This window comes from Desulfitobacterium sp., assembly GCF_035539115.1.
In the GTDB taxonomy this organism is placed as follows: Bacteria; Bacillota; Desulfitobacteriia; order Desulfitobacteriales; family Desulfitobacteriaceae; genus Desulfitobacterium_A.
Genome location: NZ_DATLJA010000022.1, coordinates 56,126 through 75,529 on the forward strand (window position 1 = coordinate 56,126; position 19,404 = coordinate 75,529).

Annotated in this window: 19 protein-coding genes, 1 pseudogene and 1 riboswitch; of the genes and pseudogenes, 4 read left to right on the forward strand and 16 right to left on the reverse strand. The window is 43.7% G+C overall.

What is annotated here, in order from left to right; all coding sequences use genetic code 11:
- Positions 1 to 185: 185 nt before the first annotated feature.
- A riboswitch (cobalamin riboswitch) is annotated at positions 186 to 363 on the reverse strand.
- Positions 364 to 442: 79 nt separating this feature from the next.
- The 15 genes and pseudogenes from cbiD to VM640_RS04120 form a co-directional block, all read right to left on the reverse strand.
- Positions 443 to 1,534 (reverse strand): cobalt-precorrin-5B (C(1))-methyltransferase CbiD, encoded by a 1,092-nt coding sequence (cbiD, locus tag VM640_RS04050; protein ID WP_325390156.1) that lies wholly within the window; start codon positions 1,532 to 1,534, stop codon positions 443 to 445.
- Positions 1,535 to 1,893: 359 nt separating this feature from the next.
- Positions 1,894 to 2,430, reverse strand: a complete 537-nt coding sequence (locus VM640_RS04055) for a gamma carbonic anhydrase family protein (RefSeq protein ID WP_325390137.1) — start codon at positions 2,428 to 2,430, stop codon at positions 1,894 to 1,896.
- Between the two features lie 23 nt (positions 2,431 to 2,453).
- On the reverse strand, positions 2,454 to 3,665 hold the full coding sequence (locus VM640_RS04060; RefSeq protein ID WP_325390138.1) for a thiolase family protein: 1,212 nt from the start codon (positions 3,663 to 3,665) through the stop codon (positions 2,454 to 2,456).
- 61 nt (positions 3,666 to 3,726) lie between these two features.
- Positions 3,727 to 5,490 (reverse strand): CoA-transferase, encoded by a 1,764-nt coding sequence (locus tag VM640_RS04065; protein WP_325390139.1) that lies wholly within the window; start codon positions 5,488 to 5,490, stop codon positions 3,727 to 3,729.
- A 184-nt stretch (positions 5,491 to 5,674) separates the two neighbouring features.
- The gene (locus VM640_RS04070; RefSeq protein ID WP_325390140.1) at positions 5,675 to 6,421 is read right to left on the reverse strand and encodes an SDR family NAD(P)-dependent oxidoreductase; all 747 of its coding nucleotides are present in this window, start codon (positions 6,419 to 6,421) and stop codon (positions 5,675 to 5,677) included.
- A 25-nt stretch (positions 6,422 to 6,446) separates the two neighbouring features.
- Complete coding sequence (locus VM640_RS04075; RefSeq protein WP_325390141.1) at positions 6,447 to 7,238, reverse strand: enoyl-CoA hydratase/isomerase family protein; 792 nt, start codon at positions 7,236 to 7,238, stop codon at positions 6,447 to 6,449.
- 17 nt (positions 7,239 to 7,255) lie between these two features.
- Positions 7,256 to 8,107: an amidohydrolase family protein gene (locus VM640_RS04080; protein ID WP_325390142.1), complete on the reverse strand. Its 852-nt coding sequence runs from the start codon at positions 8,105 to 8,107 to the stop codon at positions 7,256 to 7,258.
- 89 nt (positions 8,108 to 8,196) lie between these two features.
- Positions 8,197 to 8,388, reverse strand: a complete 192-nt coding sequence (locus VM640_RS04085) for a hypothetical protein (RefSeq protein WP_325390143.1) — start codon at positions 8,386 to 8,388, stop codon at positions 8,197 to 8,199.
- 10 nt (positions 8,389 to 8,398) lie between these two features.
- Entirely contained in the window at positions 8,399 to 8,800 is a 402-nt protein-coding gene (locus VM640_RS04090; protein WP_325390144.1) for an AMP-binding enzyme, read from the reverse strand.
- A gap of 71 nt (positions 8,801 to 8,871) precedes the next feature.
- A complete protein-coding gene (locus VM640_RS04095) occupies positions 8,872 to 9,957 on the reverse strand; it encodes a sigma-54 interaction domain-containing protein (protein WP_325390145.1) in 1,086 nt (361 codons plus the stop codon).
- Positions 9,941 to 10,999, reverse strand: coding sequence for a CBS domain-containing protein (locus tag VM640_RS04100; RefSeq protein WP_325390146.1), 1,059 nt, complete (start codon positions 10,997 to 10,999; stop codon positions 9,941 to 9,943). The genes VM640_RS04095 and VM640_RS04100 overlap by 17 nt, the downstream gene beginning before the upstream one ends.
- 157 nt (positions 11,000 to 11,156) lie before the next feature.
- Positions 11,157 to 11,267: pseudogene (locus VM640_RS04105) on the reverse strand (3-hydroxyacyl-CoA dehydrogenase NAD-binding domain-containing protein); the annotation flags it as partial.
- Positions 11,268 to 11,567: 300 nt separating this feature from the next.
- Positions 11,568 to 11,717, reverse strand: a complete 150-nt coding sequence (locus tag VM640_RS04110) for a hypothetical protein (RefSeq protein ID WP_325390147.1) — start codon at positions 11,715 to 11,717, stop codon at positions 11,568 to 11,570.
- Between the two features lie 56 nt (positions 11,718 to 11,773).
- Positions 11,774 to 12,574 (reverse strand): 1,4-dihydroxy-2-naphthoyl-CoA synthase, encoded by an 801-nt coding sequence (gene menB, locus VM640_RS04115; RefSeq protein WP_325390148.1) that lies wholly within the window; start codon positions 12,572 to 12,574, stop codon positions 11,774 to 11,776.
- A 440-nt stretch (positions 12,575 to 13,014) separates the two neighbouring features.
- Entirely contained in the window at positions 13,015 to 14,016 is a 1,002-nt protein-coding gene (locus VM640_RS04120) for a sigma-54 interaction domain-containing protein (RefSeq protein WP_325390149.1), read from the reverse strand.
- Between the two features lie 318 nt (positions 14,017 to 14,334).
- Between VM640_RS04120 and VM640_RS04125 the strand changes: the two genes are divergently transcribed.
- The 4 genes from VM640_RS04125 to glpK all read left to right on the forward strand — a co-directional run bounded on the left by VM640_RS04125 (position 14,335) and on the right by glpK (position 18,624).
- Positions 14,335 to 14,661 carry a YmaF family protein gene (locus VM640_RS04125; protein WP_325390150.1) on the forward strand — a complete coding sequence of 109 codons (327 nt, stop codon included), beginning with the start codon at positions 14,335 to 14,337 and terminating at the stop codon, positions 14,659 to 14,661.
- A 125-nt stretch (positions 14,662 to 14,786) separates the two neighbouring features.
- The gene (locus VM640_RS04130) at positions 14,787 to 15,065 is read left to right on the forward strand and encodes a hypothetical protein (RefSeq protein WP_325390151.1); all 279 of its coding nucleotides are present in this window, start codon (positions 14,787 to 14,789) and stop codon (positions 15,063 to 15,065) included.
- Positions 15,066 to 15,272: 207 nt separating this feature from the next.
- Positions 15,273 to 17,108, forward strand: coding sequence for a MutS family DNA mismatch repair protein (locus VM640_RS04135; RefSeq protein WP_325390152.1), 1,836 nt, complete (start codon positions 15,273 to 15,275; stop codon positions 17,106 to 17,108).
- Positions 17,109 to 17,121: 13 nt separating this feature from the next.
- Positions 17,122 to 18,624, forward strand: coding sequence for a glycerol kinase GlpK (gene glpK / locus VM640_RS04140; RefSeq protein ID WP_325390153.1), 1,503 nt, complete (start codon positions 17,122 to 17,124; stop codon positions 18,622 to 18,624).
- A gap of 57 nt (positions 18,625 to 18,681) precedes the next feature.
- Here glpK and VM640_RS04145 read toward each other — a convergent pair whose 3' ends face one another.
- Positions 18,682 to 19,323, reverse strand: coding sequence for a hypothetical protein (locus VM640_RS04145; protein ID WP_325390154.1), 642 nt, complete (start codon positions 19,321 to 19,323; stop codon positions 18,682 to 18,684).
- Positions 19,324 to 19,404 lie beyond the last annotated feature (81 nt).

The window sequence follows — 19,404 nt, forward strand, 5'->3', positions numbered from 1 at the left end:
GTTAGTATAAAGAAAACTTGGCTTGCGCCAAGCCTCTGGCGCAGGCGGAAGCCTTAGTTGCACTTATGCTATCTGCCCCAAACTTATACTTTCTGTTAGTATAAAAAAAGATGAGTCTCGACCGACTCATCATAGTTTATGGTTTATGGCTTACGCACAGTAAACACATCACCTATCGCTCGTAGGTTGAGTGAATGTTCAAGGCAGGTCTCCTGGCTTCAAGTCTTTGTTCCTTTCCCCTTCCCGGTTTCCCAGTGGGTATATCGAAAGAAACTCCTTGTTTTACAGTGGCGGGACCGCGTCGGAATCGCACCGACTTCCCTATTCATCCTCCAAAGAGGAACCTTGACTTCTCATATTCATTTAATTCTCGTACTGATTAATTCTAGGGCATGCGTAAAAATCCTCTCAATTTATAGAATAAATTGAAGTAATTTTCTGATCAATATTTTGCAGGCCACTTCCATCTTTCCTGAATCCATTGATGAGCTGCTTTATCCCAACCAATGAAACTTCCATCTAATAAGGTCAGTACCGTACCAACTTTCAACCGACCCTGCACATGGTCCATCGCACGCTGGCTCGCCAAAGAAGCAAGCTCATGCATTAAGCTTTGTTCGCCCCAGGAAATGAGTTCCGTTGCTGCTCCCTCAGCCGTCGGAAATTCAGCAATGCTCTTTAACTGATCCAGTGGAACCCCATGAAGCGCAGCATGAGCCACTAGAATCTCCATTCGCGCATCCGCGACGTGGTTGTGTGTATGAAATATCCCACCCGCAACTTTTATGAGCTTACCAATGTGTCCCAACAGAATTACGTTTTCGATCTTGCGATAGGCTGCCTCCTCCAGAAGAAACCCTACAAAGTTACTCATTTGAATGACTGCTTCCGCTGGAATCCTTAATTGCTCGGTTGCTGTTCTAAAACCATAATGACCTGGCGTCAAAATGATCGTCTGATGCCCATAAGCGATGGCTTGATCTAACTCAGGCAAAATCGAATTCTTAAACGCTTCTTCGGACATGGGCCGCACGATTCCCGTAGTTCCTAAGATTGAGATACCTCTGACGATCCCCAGCCTTGGATTCAGAGTCTTCTGAGCGATGCGTTCTCCCTCTGGAACTTCGATGACCACTTCGATTTCTTCTTCAGGAAATACTTCGCGAACCGCTTTCCGAATCATCAGTTGGGGAACCGGATTGATCGCGCTTTCGCCCACGGGCACTTGGAGCCCTTTTTTGGTGACGACACCTACTCCTTTTCCTCCACGGATATGGATCACACCTTGATCGGAGAGAACTCTGATGAAAGCCTGGATCTCTAAACCATGGGTCACATCTGGATCATCTCCGGCATCTTTAATTATCCCCGCTTTGCCCCAGGAGCTCTCCTTTTCCGCCCATTTAAGAGGAAGGTTTAAGCGTTCCCCACTCGGTAGCGGTATTTCAACCGTTAATTTCAGCTGGTCATCTTTTAACACAAGACAGGCAGCCTTTGTCGCCCCGGCAGCACAGCTTCCTGTAGTATACCCCATTCGCCATTCATGCGAATCCTTTTCTTTATGGCTCAAACTCTTCCTTCCGCCCTTCCTCTAAGGAATAAGAATATTTAGTGTCCCGCTCCGTTGGTAAACAAAGTCCAATGTTATATGAAGTTAACTAAATAATTTCGGCAGAGATGCTTTCCCTTCCTTCTAAGTGAAAAACTTCTTATCTTTTTGAGTCGGTATAGGGAGGGGCACTTAGCCCCTCCCTATACCGACCACTTTATTATTTTCTCAATTCAAAGACTTGATACAGTTTGACGGTTGGGGAAGGGCCCGTCATACAAAGACCCCTATGATAGATGTTTCATTTCCATCATAGGAGTCAAAAAAGTTCTTTCTTTTTCCGCTCAACGCGTTTCCTTTGTCAGCTCTTTTAATCTTTCATTAGAGCGCGATGCTAATTCAATATAATGAGCGGTTCCTCGCTCAAGTCTTTTTTGCATGGTTTCATTTACATTGCCCATTATTTTGGCAGGTACTCCGACAACCAATGTGTATGGCGGAATCACGCTGTTTTCCGTGACCACTGCACCTGCCCCGATACAGCACCCCTCACCAATTTTGCTATGATCCAGGATAATTGCTCCCATTCCAACGACCACATGCTCCTCTAAATTTGGCGTATGCAGAATTGCTCCATGTCCAATATGGCTTCGAGGCCCTAATCGTGCAGTTTCCCCGGGGTATACGTGAATAACACAATTGTCCTGAATGTTGGACTCTGGTCCTATAATAATCTTTCCCCAATCAGCTCTTATACAGGCCCCTGGGCCTACATAACAGCCTTCACCCAAGATAACGTCGCCAATAATTGTTGCTTCAGGGTGAATAAAACTACCCTTTCCGATCAAGGGCTTACATCCTTCAAACTCATAAATCGCCAAAGCAACCCTATCCCTTCAATGCTTCAATAAAGCGCTTCTATTATAGTAGCCATGCCCTGCCCACCGCCGATACAAAGCGTTGCTATTCCGTAGCACGCATGACGACGACGCATTTCGTACAGAAGAGTGGTCATTATGCGGGTCCCAGTGGCCCCGACGGGATGACCCAGAGCAATAGCGCCACCATTAACATTCACTTTGTTTACATCCAAGCCTAATTCGCGAATTACAACGAGAGACTGGGCTGCAAAGGCCTCATTGAGTTCAATCAGGTCGATATCATCCAGTGTCAAATTGGCTTGTTTCAAAGCCTTGTATACTGCTGGGACAGGACCGATTCCCATGATTTGTGGAGGTACGCCCACCACTGCATCGGTAATAATACGGGCCAAAGGCTTAATGGAAAGCTCCCGGGCCTTAGCTTCAGACATGAGAACTACTGCCGCTGCTGCATCGTTACGACCACAGGAGTTGCCGGCCGTAACGGATCCGTTTTTACGAAAGGGCGATTTTAAAGTCGCTAATTTCTCCAGGCTTGTTTCCCGTGGCTGTTCGTCTGTATCGAAAATACGTGTTTCCTTACGGGTCTTTACTTCTACAGGCACGATTTCATCCCTAAACTTGCCCTCTGTAAACGCCTTTAAATACCGTTGCTGGCTCTGAAAGGCGAAAGCATCCTGGTCTGCCCGAGACACTTCGAACTGTTCAGCAACATTCTCTGCTGTGTCCCCCATCGAGATTGCACCATAGATGGATTGAGGTTGGCTGCCTGGTCCTGCTTCCGTTAGGGAATCAACGAGAACTCCATCCCCTGCTCTGTAACCGAAACGCGCATTTTTCATGTAATAAGGTGCCCGGCTTAGACTCTCAGTCCCACCTGCAACTATTACGTGAGCCCGCCCTGTCTGAATTTGCTGGGCTCCGTTACTGATGGCTTGCAGGCCTGAGGCACATTGCCTATGAACTGTGAAGGCAGCCGCCGTCTCAGAGATTCCTGCTAAGAGCGCAGATACCCTGGCAATATTAGAAGCCTCTGTGGTCTGGCGTGACCAGCCCATAATTACTTCCTCCACTGCTTCAGCGTTCATGCCCGCTCTCCTAATCACTTCTCGAATCACAACAGCACCCAATTCCTGGGGTGGAATGTCTTTAAGAGAACCTCCTATTGTCCCAATAGCCGTTCTAGCGGCGCCGACAATGACTACGTCATTCATTTCCTTAACCTCAGCTTTCAATCGGTATTAACTTCTACACCGGTTCACAGCGCTGGCCAAAAATACTGCAGGTCCTACCGTTTTATTTTCTGATATCTCCTTCCGGGTCTATAGCCCGTAGACACTCCAGTTCTTCGCGAGAAGGAGGAGGCAACACCATGACCTTATCACTAATCTCCAAATCCCATCCACATGTCTCTTGCGCCTCTTGAATAGCCGTATCCAAGCTTTTTCCCTCTGGGACAAAACAACCCATTAATTTAAACGTTTCGTCTGCACTACTACGCTGCATAATCGCTTTGTCCGTAACAATTACCCGAACTCTGTCCCCGTTACCCGTAACAAATGAAACCCCATCAACTAAACGCTTCGGAGAATGCGTAATAACAATGATTACTTCACCTGCAGTCGAAGCGACATCATTTGATCCACCGCCACTCGTCAAGAAGAGATTCTTCTCGGGAATCTTGGTCGAATTGAAATTACCAAACTGATCAACCTGAGCCGCACCGAGAAGGCCAAGACACTGAGTGCCATCACTCCCCACGATGCAACCCAGAACATCCAGAAAGTTGGTTTGCATTTTACTCGTCGGAATATTGGCGTAGTTGAAGATATATGGATCACCTAATTGAGGATAGTAACCGTAAAATCCCGTTTCAGTGAGCAATTCCCACTGAGAAGTGCATTCTTTGTCAAGATATTTTGCTAGCCAGCTTGCTAAATGGGCTGTCCCTATACCTGCTAGTAGAGTGGGAAAAGCACCAGAAGAAACTTTTTTCAGAATTACCCGGGCTGCGTTAATCATCAGAAATTCACTTTTGATTATGGGTTCCTCATCATTAATGTCAGGCCTATTTGTAGCTATAGCAGCATCCGCAGGAGCCTCATTATTCTTCAGCGCATAGCGTAATTTTTCCAGCCTACGATGACCCACCTTTTCTAAATACGACTGTTGTGTCGTAGTCATTACCCATTCTCGCATCCATAAATCAAGCGTTTCGGCACTAGAAGCAGCTGCCCTAAACTGATGACGCATTTCATAATCCTCGCTATAGCCAAGATCCTGTAAAGTGGGTATACCTTCAACAGACATCCCTTGAGGGTGCGCCCCAAAAAGGACTACGGAGACACTTTTAACCAGATGACCTGGAACCTTTACGTAATTACTGAGTTTGCGGATTTCAGAGGTTGATACAATCTTTTCTACTGTAACGATAACACCCTGTTTGGCAGCGTAAGCTCCCCACATATTTTCACCAAAAGGGGGACCAATGACCGTATTACCATACGCATCTGCCACTAACCCGTGAACAATGGCCAAGTCAGGGTTTAAAGCGCGTACCACGGCAGTTTCTTTACCTGAGAAAGGATCAGTCACTACCCTGAAGGACTCAGGATTTTCATGCAACAGTCCACTCCCAAGCAAAGAATTCGTAGCAATATATGGTAAATGCAGCGCCCCAGCCAACAGCCCTAAAGTAGCCGTCAGGTTCGTCCAACATTCATAGTCGATCTTATTATCTTTAAAAGCCTGTTGAAGAAAACGATTTGGCGCAGGCGACGGGTAAGTATCCCCAATAAACCCCGCAATCATTTTGTCAACAAGCCCAGCCCACGATAGCATAATTCCGTATTCCAATATTCCCGTCGCTGTTAGCGTTAAATGCATAGGCTGTTGCCGAAACTGTCGTACGATTTCCATAGCTACAGCATGAGCTCTCGAATGAGCAAAGGCAAAATGCAAATCCATACCAGGCTTTATATATTGTCTAACGGCTTGCTCTAGAGGGATAATCTTGCTCTTACCCTCTTCGCCAGGCATTTCAGCGAAATGGCTATTCAATAACCTTACCCCACATTCATCTAAATATTTCGTTAATTTTGGTGAACCAATAATTGTACAATCCCGAGTGAAAAAGAGAGACTTAAGCTTGGTAGGCAGCAATTACGTTAGTATTGGGTAGAGTTCTTCTTTGAGTAACCCTCACTTGTTGCTTATGCAAAACCTAAGTCTCCGAACAGTTTTATTAACCGTAAAGTGTCAATCCTCCACTTACACTGATAATCTGACCTGTAATAAAGCTCGCTAAATCAGAAGCAAAGAACACGGCTGCCCCCGCAACCTCCTCAGGCTCAGCAACCCGTTTTAGTGGAATTGCCTTTTCTAAAGCCTGTCTCATTTTTTCTGGTTGTCCTTGGTATAGTGGTGTGTTGGTGGGACCTGGACAAATACAATTCACCAGGATGTTATAGCGAGCAACCTCACGAGCCAATGACTTGGTAAACGCAATTACTCCTCCTTTGGCCCCAGCGTACACTGTTTCTCCACTACTGCCACCCCTACCGGCGTCACTGGCAATGTTGATAATCTTGCCAGCTTTTTTCTCCATCATGCCGTCAAGCACAGCACGCGAGCAATAAACCACCGATTTATAGTTGATATCAATGACTTTGTCCCAATACTCTACCAAGTTCTTCCAAAAAGGCTCAATGATATCCCAGCCCACGCAATTCACTAAAGCGTCAATCTCTCCCAGAGTGTCTTGGGTTTGCTTAACCATCGCTGTTACGGACTCAAAATTTGTAACATCTGTGGTCACTGCAACACACTTGCTCCCCAGCTTTTCGAGCTCTGCACTGGTTACCTTTAAGGCTTCAGTGTTTAGGTCTGCTGTACTTACGTCTGCACCGTAAGAAGCGCACATTAAAGCAATTGCCTTGCCAATACCTGAACCTGCTCCTGTTACAATTATATTCTTGCCATCTAAACGCATTGGATTTTTCCCTCCTTTAAGTAAGCTAGAAACCTTTGAACATCGCCGCTCGTTTTTCAAGGAAGGCCTTAAGGCCTTCTCCAGCATCCTCTGTCACAAACAACTCACCTAAACCACGTACGTCATAGGCCAAACTAGAACCTCGTTCCAGTTCCAGAGCAGCGTTGACACACTTTTTAATTTCCGCCACTGCTACTGCTGCCCGCTGAGCCAAATCGCGAGCTAGTTCCAGGGCTGAGTCCATTAGAGTTTCCGCCGGGCAAACGCCTTCGACTAAACCCAAATTTAAAGCTTCCTGGGCGGAAAGGGCTTTACCCTGCAACATTAACCGAAGTGCCTTCGTTCTACCGATAATTCGAACAATCTTCTGAATACCACCTGCGCCTGGCAATAAGCCGAGATTTATCTCAGGCAAACCCATCGTAGCTGTTTCTGCTATAAATCGGAAGTCACAAAAGAGGGTCAGCTCAGTACCACCACCCATGGAGTGACCGTTAATTGCAGCAATAGTAGGTTTAGGCATATCTTCCAGAATAGAATTGGCAAACTGCAATCGCCGGTCGAAATCCAACATTTCTCCAAGATTCTTGGTTTCTGCAATTCCCTTCATCATAGCGATGTCAGCACCAGCCACAAAAACCTTTCGTGAACTTGTAATGACAACAACCCTTACTTCCGGATCGTTTTTGAGATCCAGAAATGCCGCGACCAACTCCTTAGCCAACTCATTGTTTAAGGCATTGACAGGAGGTCTATTGAGGGTTACGCACGCAATATGATCTTTAATATCAATCGTTAATAATTCAAATGCATTCATAAATACCACCTCATCCATTAGTCCTTGAAATTAAAGACTTTAGTGGCACATCCATTCAACAATTGTTTCTTTGCTTCTGGTTTTAGTTCTAAGGCATCAATTTGTTTTATGCAGGTAGGCCAGTTAAGAACGGGGAAATCCGTACCAAACATGACTTTACCCAGTCCTCTTCCTTTGGTATTTAAAAAAGCTACTAATTTACTATCCCAATACTTCGGGCCATGAGCTGTGGTGCCAATATAGATATTTGGATGTTTCCAAGACATAGCGATTAATTCTTCACACCACGGCCAACCGGTATGCGCAGCGACAATCTTTAATTCTGGGAAGTAGAGGGCAATCTCATCCAGATAGATCGGGCGTCCCATTTCACTGGGCATTGCTTCTGCAGAATGCCCAATTTGCATTACAACAGGGACATCCAGTTCTACACATTTAGCATAAAAGGGGAAGTATCTTTTATCATTAACGGGTAAACCAAAACCATAAGTGTGCAGATGTGCGCCCACGAAACCAAATTCCTTAACCGCTCGTTCTAACTCTCGAACTCCATCCATTCTCTCTTCAGGATTGATTCCATGAAGTCCGTATAATCGTGTTGGATGGTCTTTGATCATTTTGTAGACATCCTCAGTTTGGAAGTTCCACTGCAAAACCTGCCTATTATAAGATTTAATTTTACCCGAAGGGATAAGAACTTTATCTACCTCATTTTTGTCCATATCTGCAATGAATTCTTCGGGTGTCCTTCCTTTAATGTCCAAGTGCCACCATTTAGCAACCTGATTTTGTTCAGGATCATCGATATACGCTTTCTTCATTCCTTCCTCTGTGAACGGTTGATGCCAGTAATCAATTACTTTAGTCATGGAAATCCTCCTCCTATTTTCAAAGATACTATTATCTATAGCAAGAACCATACCAACACGAGTTATCCAACAAAAGAAAACATACCTGATTACCGATTTAACTGAAAAAACCGTGTTTGGCCGTAGGTTAGTACTCCGCCGCGACTGCTTAACTGTCTGTGCGTTTTGTCTGGATGTCCGAAAGCATCCAACATATCGGACATAGCTGTCTTGATTTTCACACACAGGATTACTGTAAAAGCCTTGTGGACAACCTCTACTCTTTTACGCAGGTCATCCATAAGGCTTTATTCACTCAGACTTATTGATTTCTTCTCTAAGAATGGATTTATTTCCACTTGCTGTTCTGGGTAACCTTTTTACAATAACCATCCCTTCTGGCCACTTATATTTGGCAACTCCGTGAGCTTCCAAGTATTTTTGAATATTCTTTAACGAGAGCTGTTTCCCCTGGCTTAATACCACATAAGCATAAGCTCTTTCTCCAAGACGCTCGTCCGACCGAGCAACAATTGCGATTTCTTCCACATCTGGATGAGTATACAACAAATCTTCGACTTCTCTGCAGCTAATATTTTCTCCACCTCGAATGATGATATCTTTTTTACGTCCTACAATCTTTATATAGCCCTCGGAATCGGTTACACACAGGTCACCGCCGGACAATTTTGTCCAATTTATGATAAAATCCAACAACCCTTCAGTCTGAGGAGTTGTTGGATCACTTTGGATTATGCCAGTATCCACTGGACCAGAACGATAGTCTACATTCGAGTTAGTGCTGAACTCGGATTAAGAATGTCATGTTTCTTAAGTTTCTCATAGAAACTGGAACGGCTTATACCTAAAAGCTTAGCTGCCTTTACTCTGTTCCCTGTACATTCAGTGAGAGCCCAACGAATCAATTCCGTTTCCTGTTGTTGTAAGTTCCCCTTTAGTAGCGTTTTGTCCAAATTACTTTGAGCTAATGAAGCCGAGTTATTCGTAGAATTTACTATCCCGATACGCTCCTGTTCAAAAATATTACTAAAATCAGCCCATGTCAGCCAGGCGTTATTTCCTAGGCTTACAGCCCTTTCAATTGCATTCTCAAGTTCTCTAACATTTCCCGGCCATGAATAGTTTCTAAACGCTTCAAGTACATCAGGCGTTATCCCTTTAAATTCTTTATTGAGAGCTCTATTATACTTTGACAGAAAACTATTGACGAGCAGTTCTATGTCTTCCTTTCGGTTTCTTAATGGCGCTAAGGGTAAGCAAATCACATTTAAGCGGTAGAACAGATCCTCACGAAATAGTTTTTGCTTCACAAGCATTTTTAGGTCTCTATTTGTGGCAGCAATAATCCGTACATCAATCTGTATTGGTTTGGTTCCCCCCACCACTTCTATTTCTCGATCCTGAATTACCCTTAATAGTTTACTCTGTAACAGTAATGGCATATCTCCAATCTCATCTAAAAATATTGTACCGCCGTTTGCCAATTCAAATTTGCCCGGTTTCCCTTGTCTTGCCGCGCCAGTAAAAGCCCCAGGTGCATAACCGAAAAATTCAGACTCCGCAAGCTCGGAGGGAATAGCCGCACAATTTACTTTGATAAAAGGTTCTCTACTTCTTGAACTTGCGTTGTGAATCGCATGCGCAAACAATTCTTTTCCAGTGCCACTTTCACCGATAATTAAAACATTGGTCAAACATTCTGCTGCTTTGGCAGCTACCCTTTTGGCCTCGATCATTTCTTTACTCCGTGTAGTGATAATGGAGTCTAGCGTAAAATGGGTACCATTTATTTTAAATAACTCGTCTTTGTAATAGTTAAGACTATGCTTCAGTTTATCGAATTCTCGCATGACGTCTTGAAGCTGATCCAGTTGATGATATATTACCCTGAGAACCCCCCCCTGACACCTCCGGTGCACCCTTTAATGGAATATAAGATACAATGGTTGATTGTCCATTAATGTTCTCTATTTCATACCCTTTTTGGATTTTCGAAATCGAATCAAAATGTTTGACAACAGCGCCTGCCTTTTGACCTATTAATTCTTGCCCTCGTTTATTGCTTAACTGTTCGAACGACCGGTTGGTAAGAACGATCCTTCCCTCGTCGTTTATAACCAATAAGCCTTCATAAGCTGTGTTCAACACCGTTTCGAGTGTACTTTGCAAGCTCTTGATACTTTCAATCTCTAAAGCCAAACGTTCGACCTCAGTTGCATCATACATGACGATGATGTAGCCGCGAATTGACTCTAAGGAAACAGGTCGAGAAGTCGCTAAAATGCTAGTGGCATTGCGGTGTATTTTTTGGGGCTTGGTGCTACTTAACTGAATTTCAGGCATAATCTCTCCTAGATCATGCCCAATGACTTGAGTGGATTGTAAACTTAATAGATTTTCAGAGAATTGGTTACATACCGTAACTTGATTATCCTCATTCACTGCCAAAATTCCAGTAGGAACAACCTTCAGAAGGGAATAGATTTGGTCATACATTGCTTCCATTTCTTTCAAAAAAGAAACGATAACACAAGTTTGAGTCACAACACCAACTGGTCGACCTTCCTTATTGATTATTGGCGTCTCTCTAACTTTTGAATTCAGCAGCCATTCACGCACCTCTGCGAGATTTAAAAACTCTTTATCTTGGGGAAAGAAGATAATTTTATCTTTTGGTATGTAACAACCCTTAATGTAATCTTCGAGACCTCGCCCTTGTAATAAAGCATCGAACAAATTCGAAAGAGTTAGTATTCCAATTAAAATTCCTTCCTCATCAACGACGAAGACGGTTTTCAACTTGGCTTTCCGAAAAAACTTGATCGCCTCGCTTATCGATTGTGAGGAAGTCATCGTTTTAACCGAGGTATCCATGATCTCGACAAGTAACATCAGTTAATCCCCCCTCAGTAGGAGTAGTCTAACCTAATGATACTCGATTGTTCCTGAGTAAACTATACAATTCAGTTTAAATGTCAGAAAAGTCCCGCGAATGAAACAATTCACCAGTCTAACGGTTAAGAGAATAAGTATTCATTCATACGAATAAAACCAGTTTCATAACTAAAGTAGGATTGAAGAAGTGCATATTACATATTTTATCCGGCCGACTCGTAGCGTCTGCGATCCTCGAACTAACGATATAAGAACTATTGGTTGCATCATTACTACTCATTCTTTGAGTCTAAGCCTCTTGTATGGATTAGCTATACTTACTTCAATGTTATCCAGGTCCAACTTTCCGGACATTTCTGGGTGAATTTTTCCGACTTCTCAGAATATCTGGACATTTTATTAACATTAGTTGTTAAAATCGGCTGTTTGAAGAAATTAAAAAAAACTGAACTTTCTAAGGAAAAAATATTTTTTTATTTTTGAACCATTAGAAGGTACAGAACTTGCATTAGATTTTGTAATCAGAAAATTCTGTTAAAAATTGAGGTGAGTTGGATGAAAGTTATCATGAAACCACGCAAGAATTAGACGAGGTTGTAACCGATATGTTTTTGGGTGGAGCCTTATATTCAAATGACCGGCCGCTCATAGCCGCCGCAACCCCACCACATAAGTTAGGACGTGGCATGGGTCTGGCGATAACTGGTATTTCCATTACTGCTCCTCCTCCAAACATACCGTCCCTGGAATTCTCTATATTCCTTGTACTCTTTATTTTCTGAATTTTCGGAAGTCAACTGGACGCTTTTCGACAAAGGCATTACGTCCTTCCACCGCTTCATCACTGTTATAAAACATAGCCAAGGAATTCATGGCCATTTGTGATATTCCTTCAATATTTGCGCTGTCCGCATTAAAAGAGCGTTTAAGGATTTTGAGAGCTGTAGGACTTTTATCCAGAATTTTTTGACACCAGACATCGACTTCTGCCATTAGCTCGTCATGGGGAACCACTTTATTGATAAGACCCATCTGTAATGCTTCTTGGGCCGTATATTGCTCGCAAAGATACCAGATTTCCCGAGCCTTTTTCTCACCTACAATTCGGGCCAGATAAGCACTGCCGAATCCGGCGTCAAAGCTACCAACTTTGGGTCCAGTTTGTCCAAAAATGGCTTGCTCAGAAGCAATTGTTAAATCGCATATGACTTGGAGAACATGCCCCCCGCCAATGGCAAATCCATTGACCGCCGCAATCACAGGCTTCGGGATGTTACGTATCACCGCATGCAGGCCTTCCATTTCCAATCCAATCCCAGCTTCCAGACCTCCGCCGGTACCGGAATAACCGCTGCTGTCCCGATCTTTCTGGTCTCCTCCCGCACAAAAGGCCCGGTCGCCGGCTCCGGTTAAGACCACGACCCCGATGGTATTGTCATCCCAAGCATCTTTAAAAGCATTAATCATTTCGCGTACCGTCAATGAACGAAAAGCATTGCGTACTTTCGGACGGTTAATAGTTACTTTGGCAACCCCAATATTTTTTTCATAAATGATATCTTGATAATCCATTTAAACTCCTCCTTAAACAAATTTTTGGGTTCACAAGAAACGGATACCTGGTTTACCCTATGAAACACTTCAACCCACACAAAACTAAAACTTAGCCACGCCACCCCCCTGTTAATTGGTCCACCTAATTCGCCTTCCTAGTCATTCTTTTTACCCAGCAAGCGCTTGTCAGAATATTATTGCAAATTCGATGCCAGTGCGATTTATGCGCAGATACTCGATAGAATCCACTCATATCCGCGTATTGGCGAGATTATGTCGACAGAGCCTGATAACTTGATAGGCATAACTGCAATTTTCCATTGCATTTTTGCCGCCTAAGGATTTGGCGCACATTCGTTGACTTAGGGGCGCCGGAAACAGTTAAAGCTGCCAGCGTTGGCAGCTTTTCGTTTTGGCCCCAAGTACAAGGGGAGCCAAGGATGCTATTACTAAAGAAATTAGTGTCTCCTCAGCTTTCGGCTTAGGGTCGATTCATCAATACCGAGGAAAGTTGCTGCCTGTTTAGCCGTACCAAACCGTTCAATAGCCATAATTATCATTTTCTTTTCGACCTCCTTAACAGCCTGTTTCAATAGGCCCAACTTCTGGATCGTCACAAGCCCATCGCCTTGTTGCATCCAGTTGGAATTCAAGTACTGCTGCACTAAGATGTCAGCCGTAATGCCTGTGCCAAATTCCGGCATGACATAGAGCCGTTCAACCGTGTTCTCTAATTCACGAACGTTACCAGGCCAGTCGTAGGCCTGGAATACCTTGGTAACCTCAGACGAGCAATTACGTTCAATCCCGTATTTGATTTGAAATTTTCGTTTGAAATGTCTGATTAAGGGCATTATGTCTTCCCTACGTTCTTTTAAAGGCGGTATCCATAGGGGAACTACATTCAAGCGGTAATATAAATCTTCCCGGAAATTACCCTGTTGCACCATCTCTGCTAAGTTTCTATTGGTTGCAGCTATGACCCGAATATTGACCGTGCGCGTGAAGTTGCCACCTATGCGAACAACTTCATGGTCTTGCAACACACGTAATAGTTTAACCTGGAGATGCAGAGGAAGATCTCCAATCTCGTCCAGAAGGATTGTGCCGTTGTGGGCCAATTCGAATTTGCCTGGCATTCCGTTCTTTTGGGCCCCTGTAAAAGCACCATATTCATAACCAAAGAATTCTGATTCCAGCAGATTCTCCGGTATGGCACCGCAGTTGACTTTAATAAACGGCCCATCTCTAACCGCACTGTTTTCATGGATCAATTTTGCCACAATTTCTTTACCAACGCCGGACTCACCCAAAATCAATACGGTACAGTCCAACGGAGCAATTTGGTTCACAAGCCGAACAATATCAAACATTGCCCCTGAATTAGCCACTATACCTTTCTGACGCAGACCCGAGGAAATTACTCCGGAGTCTTCAGTTTTCGTATTTATAAAAGCCATGACATAACACCTCGAAATTATAAACATTCATTATAAATAGTATATTCCATAGCATAGTCTTAAACATGAAAAACTTCGTGGATTGGTAAAAATGCAGCTTCACCTGCCGATTTACCTTGACCAACAGTTTTAAGCTTGGCATGCTACTCTTGTATAACCCACATTTATTCACCAACATTCCTCTATTTACATCTAACACGGTGCCCATAATCTAATTTGAAACAGGGGAAAAATACTTTAGCCTCAGGTGGTTTGTGACAACCTCACCCTTATACTTGAATAAGCATAAGCTATCAGTACGAAGGTGAGGTGAATCTAATGGTTCCGTCAGACTATCATGTTCATTCTTATTGGACTCGTACTTCCTGCGCTAATGGCCATATTCACTGTATGAATGGGATAACAGGTCCCTCAGTTCCCTTGGGAAATTCTCATTTTCATTACTACAATGGATTAACAACCTTCGATCAGGGTCACGTCCACTGCGCTAGAGGCTCAACTGGTCCAAGTCTGGCTTGTCCAGGAGGTGGACACATTCATGCTATGAATGGATATACAAGTATCGATCATTATCATTCACATTGCTATGAAGCTTGTACTGGTAATGAAGAAAGTTCAATGTTATTCAAAAGAAAAGCAATTTAACGATGAACCCTCGGCAATGCCGAGGGTTCATCGTTAAATAGAAATATTTAACTGGCCAACTTTCCTATCCTTGTTTATGGTATATTATACCACTGGGAAGTTATTTTAATTAGGTGGTGAAGTTCATGAATATTTGTCCGTGTCAGTATTATCCTTATTCCTATCCTTTCTATCGCAATTTTCGCGGGTATGAACCCAGGTCTTGGGAGTTATACGAAGAGCGATTCGAACCCGCTTGGTGGGAAAGATTAGAAAGACAAATGGGCTTCTTACCAGGTAGAGAACCCTTATGGTGGGAAAAACTCGAAGAGCAGTATGAACCACGCTGGTTACAACGTGAAGAACGTAGACTCGGTATTCCTCAACCCTATACCTCTCGTTTTGGTTTTCCGAAAGCGTACTAACGCGCGCATACTCTAAATGCAAAATTTTAAGAAGCGATTGGTAAAAGTCAATTGCTTCTTAAAATTATATTTCCATATCAACTTCGACTTTTGGGATTTGGTGAGTTTTTATTTACTTATTTTTTAATGGACTTTTTTTCTTCTCTTCCCATTTGGCTATTTATGCCATAGAATTAACTCAACTAGAGATCAATCTGGAGGTAAACCATGAAAGAGCCAAAGAAAATTTATGAACGCCGAAAACAGACTTACGAAAAACTTCAAGAAAAACAGCAACAAACAGCCAATCGTTTGAGCAATTATCGTTTAACCACCTTTATCTTGGGATTGGCTGTGGCTTTCTTTCTCTACCGAACCTTTAATTCTATTATGGGTATGGCCATGGGGCTTCTCACCTTAATTCTCTTTGGCTATCTCGCGATTCAACACAAGCGCGTCCGCACTCGACTTAAGTATTCGGAAATCTTAATAGGGCTCAATCGTCAAGGGGTGGATCGTTTAACCGGGAAGTGGGTAAACTTTCCAGACTCAGGTGTCGAGTTCAAAGACGAAGACCATCCTTATGCTTCCGATTTGGATTTGTTCGGACAAGCCTCGATCTTTCAGTGGATTAACTCGGCCCAAACTCCTTCGGGACGTGAAACGTTAGCCAAAGTGCTCAAGCAACCGCTTAAAGACCGTTCGGAAATTACGCAACGACAAGTTGCTGTAACCGAGTTGGCTCGTAATTTAGCTTGGCGGCAACGGTTCGAGTCAGAAGGAATTCTTGTCTCAGATCAACTGAAGCCGACTGAACCTCTTATCCGTTGGGCTGGAGAGAATGATGAATCCTATTTACAGCCTGCAGTCAAGCTGGGGATGCGAGTTCTCCCCATGATAACCCTTCTCATGATTGCACTCTATGCCTTTCAGCTCTCTATTCCTTGGCAAATCCCTGCCCTTTTAGTCGTTGTTCAATATCTGCTTCTTAAGGTCTACGGAACAGAACGATCTCAGGTTTTATCCACGGTTTTCCGCTACGAAGCCAGTTTAAAAACCTATACCGAGATGCTGAAACATCTCGAAAATCAAAACTTTAATAGTCCGTGGCTTAAAGTACGCCAGGAGAGTCTCCGTGACCAAGCGAGTCAGCCCGCTTATCAACAAATTAAGAGACTCTCCAAAATCACCGAGTGGATCTCCAGCCGGGAAAATGCTATTTTTCTAATCGTCAATATCCTGACACTTTGGGATTATCAATGTATGATTGCCCTGGAAGAGTGGAAAAAGAAATCGGGACCCCTCCTGAAGACTTGGCTTAAAGTTCTTGCCGAGGTTGAAGCCCTCTCGAGCCTTGCCAATATCCGCTTCGATAATCCAGACTGGGCCATGCCTCAAATACTCGAAGAGCATAGCCCAATTCTAAAAGATCAAAACGGCCTATCTGCCCAGAAAATGGGTCATCCGTTACTCACTCAAAAAAGAGTGGCGAACGACTTCGCAATGAAGACACCATCGGGGATCACTCTGATAACCGGATCGAATATGTCCGGGAAAAGTACCTTTCTACGAACGGTGGGGAGTAATCTCGTCCTTGCTTATACAGGAGCTCCTGTCTGTGCCAAACAATTCAGTTGTTCGCTGATGAATCTTTGGACCTGTATGCGCATCAGTGATAATTTGGAGCAGAATATTTCATCGTTTTATGCCGAGATCCTACGGATCAAACAAATTGTTACAGCTGCGAAAACGGACAAACCGGTTTTCTTTCTTCTCGACGAAATCTTTAAAGGGACCAACTCCCATGACCGTCATTATGGGGCCAAAGCGCTCATTAACCAATTACAAAAAGATGGGGCGCTAGGACTCATCTCGACCCATGACTTAGAGCTCGGGGAACTCGAAAAAGAAAGTCACGGTCGGGTTAAAAATTATCATTTCCGCGAATTTTATCAGAATCAAGAGATCCATTTTGATTATCAATTAAGAGAGGGAATCTCGACGACGAGAAATGCTCTCTATCTTATTAAGATGGCAGGGATTGAACTCGAGGAAGAGGTTTAAGGGAGAGATCGATGTGAGCAAAAAATATATCCTCGCTCTTGATCAGGGCACAACCAGCTGTCGCGCCATCCTCTTTGACCGTGACAGCCAAATCATTGGCATTACCCAGAAGGAATTCACTCAGTACTACCCCCAACCGGGCTGGGTGGAACATGATGCTGAGGAAATCTGGAGCACCCAATACGGAGTCATTGCGGAACTTCTTGCCCGGACTCAAGTGAACCCCGTAGACATCGCAGGAATCGGCATTACGAACCAAAGAGAAACAACCGTTGTCTGGGATAAACAAACTGGGAAACCCATTCACCCGGCCATCGTCTGGCAATGCCGAAGAACAACCGAGATCTGTGATGACTTAAAGGCCCGAGGGCTCGAACCCGTATTCAAGGCGAAAACTGGTCTTGTTATTGATGCTTATTTTTCGGGAACGAAAATCAAATGGATACTTGATCACGTACCCGATGCTCGCACAAGAGCTGAACGTGGAGAACTCCTCTTCGGAACGATGGATACCTGGCTTGTTTGGAAACTCACGCAAGGCCAAGTCCATGTCACCGATTATTCCAATGCCTCCCGAACCTTGCTTTATAACATCCGAGAACTCCAGTGGGATATTGGACTTCTTCAAGAACTTCAAGTGCCCGCAGCCATGCTCCCTGACGTTAAACCCTCCAGCTATCTTTATGGGAACACCGCTCCTGAAGGCTTCTTCGGATATAAAATCCCGATCGCTGGAATCGCTGGAGACCAACAAGCCGCTCTTTTCGGACAGACCTGCTTTGAACCGGGGATGGCTAAGAATACTTACGGTACTGGTTGCTTCATGTTGATGAACACAGGAGATCGCGTGATCGAATCCCAAACCGGACTTTTATCCACGATTGCTTGGGGAATTAACGGTCAAATCTCCTACGCCCTTGAAGGAAGTATTTTTATTGCCGGAGCCGTCATCCAATGGCTCCGGGATGAATTAAAACTCATTGAAACAGCAGCTGACTCTGAGTATTTTGCTGCCAAAGTCCCCGATAACGGGGGCGTCTACGTCGTCCCCGCCTTTACCGGACTCGGAGCCCCACATTGGGACATGCGGGCCCGCGGTGCCATTTTGGGACTCACTCGAGGCAGTGGTAAAAACCACATTATCCGGGCAGCCCTCGAATCCATGGCCTATCAGACCAAAGATGTCCTTACCGCGATGGAAGCTGATTCTGGCCTTAACCTAAAACTTCTCAAAGTCGATGGAGGAGCCGTTGCCAACAATCTCCTAATGCAATTTCAAGCGGATATTTTGGGCGTCCAAGTTGAACGTCCTCAGTGTATCGAGACGACGGCCTTAGGTGCAGCTTACCTCGCCGGACTCGCGACAGGTTTCTGGCCTGACACGGAAGAACTCATTAAGCGGTACCACATCGATCGCCACTTCCAACCCCAGATGGCTAAGGACAAGCGCGAGAAATTTTATCGAGGATGGCAGAAAGCGGTTTCACGAGTCAAGGGGCAGGAAGTATTTGATTGATTTAAAGCGAGTTTTTGAAAAGAGTTGACAAACTTTAATAATTTTGATTTAGAGCATTTACCAACTACTTGGGTAATCATGTGGGGGTAAATTTATTTCCTTTCCAGTCATATCGAAATACTTGCCTTTTTCTTCATAATATTTTATATCTGCACCAAGAAAATCGTTCTTACCATCTGTTGTAATTTGACCTTGATAGATAATAATTCTCTTATTGTTGCTTAAAGCAATTTTCGGTTTATCTTTAAGCGTAAACTCTACAACTTCGCCTATTTTAAATGGAAAATCTCCCCTCACAGGGTCTGTCTCACTATGATAATTAAATTCAACCTTTAAATTTAATATATATTTCCCTTCTGATGATTGTTTTAAAGATACTATTGTACCTTTTATATATCTTAATCTTGATATTGAATGCCACTCTCCGTTATAAGTATTTTCGAGTGCCTTATTAGATTGCTCTTGTTTAAGATTTACGTTATCATCATTTTCTACTGTTGATCCAACAACTTGTGGATTTGTAGATACTATTTTTTCTGTATTCCCATTACAGCCTGTTAATCCAGATAATATGATTCCTGTGATTATAATAGTCAAAGATTTTTTGAAACTATTCATTACTCTATCTTTCCTTCTATAAAACCCAAGTTTGGCGACATAAATTACCAATGCAAGCTGGGAGCGGGTTTCAGGTTTCAAGAAATCTTTGTAGTCCCTAATCAAAAACAGAACCCCTTTAGCCCAGTAAAATCAATAGTTCGGAGAGGTCATTTTCCAATT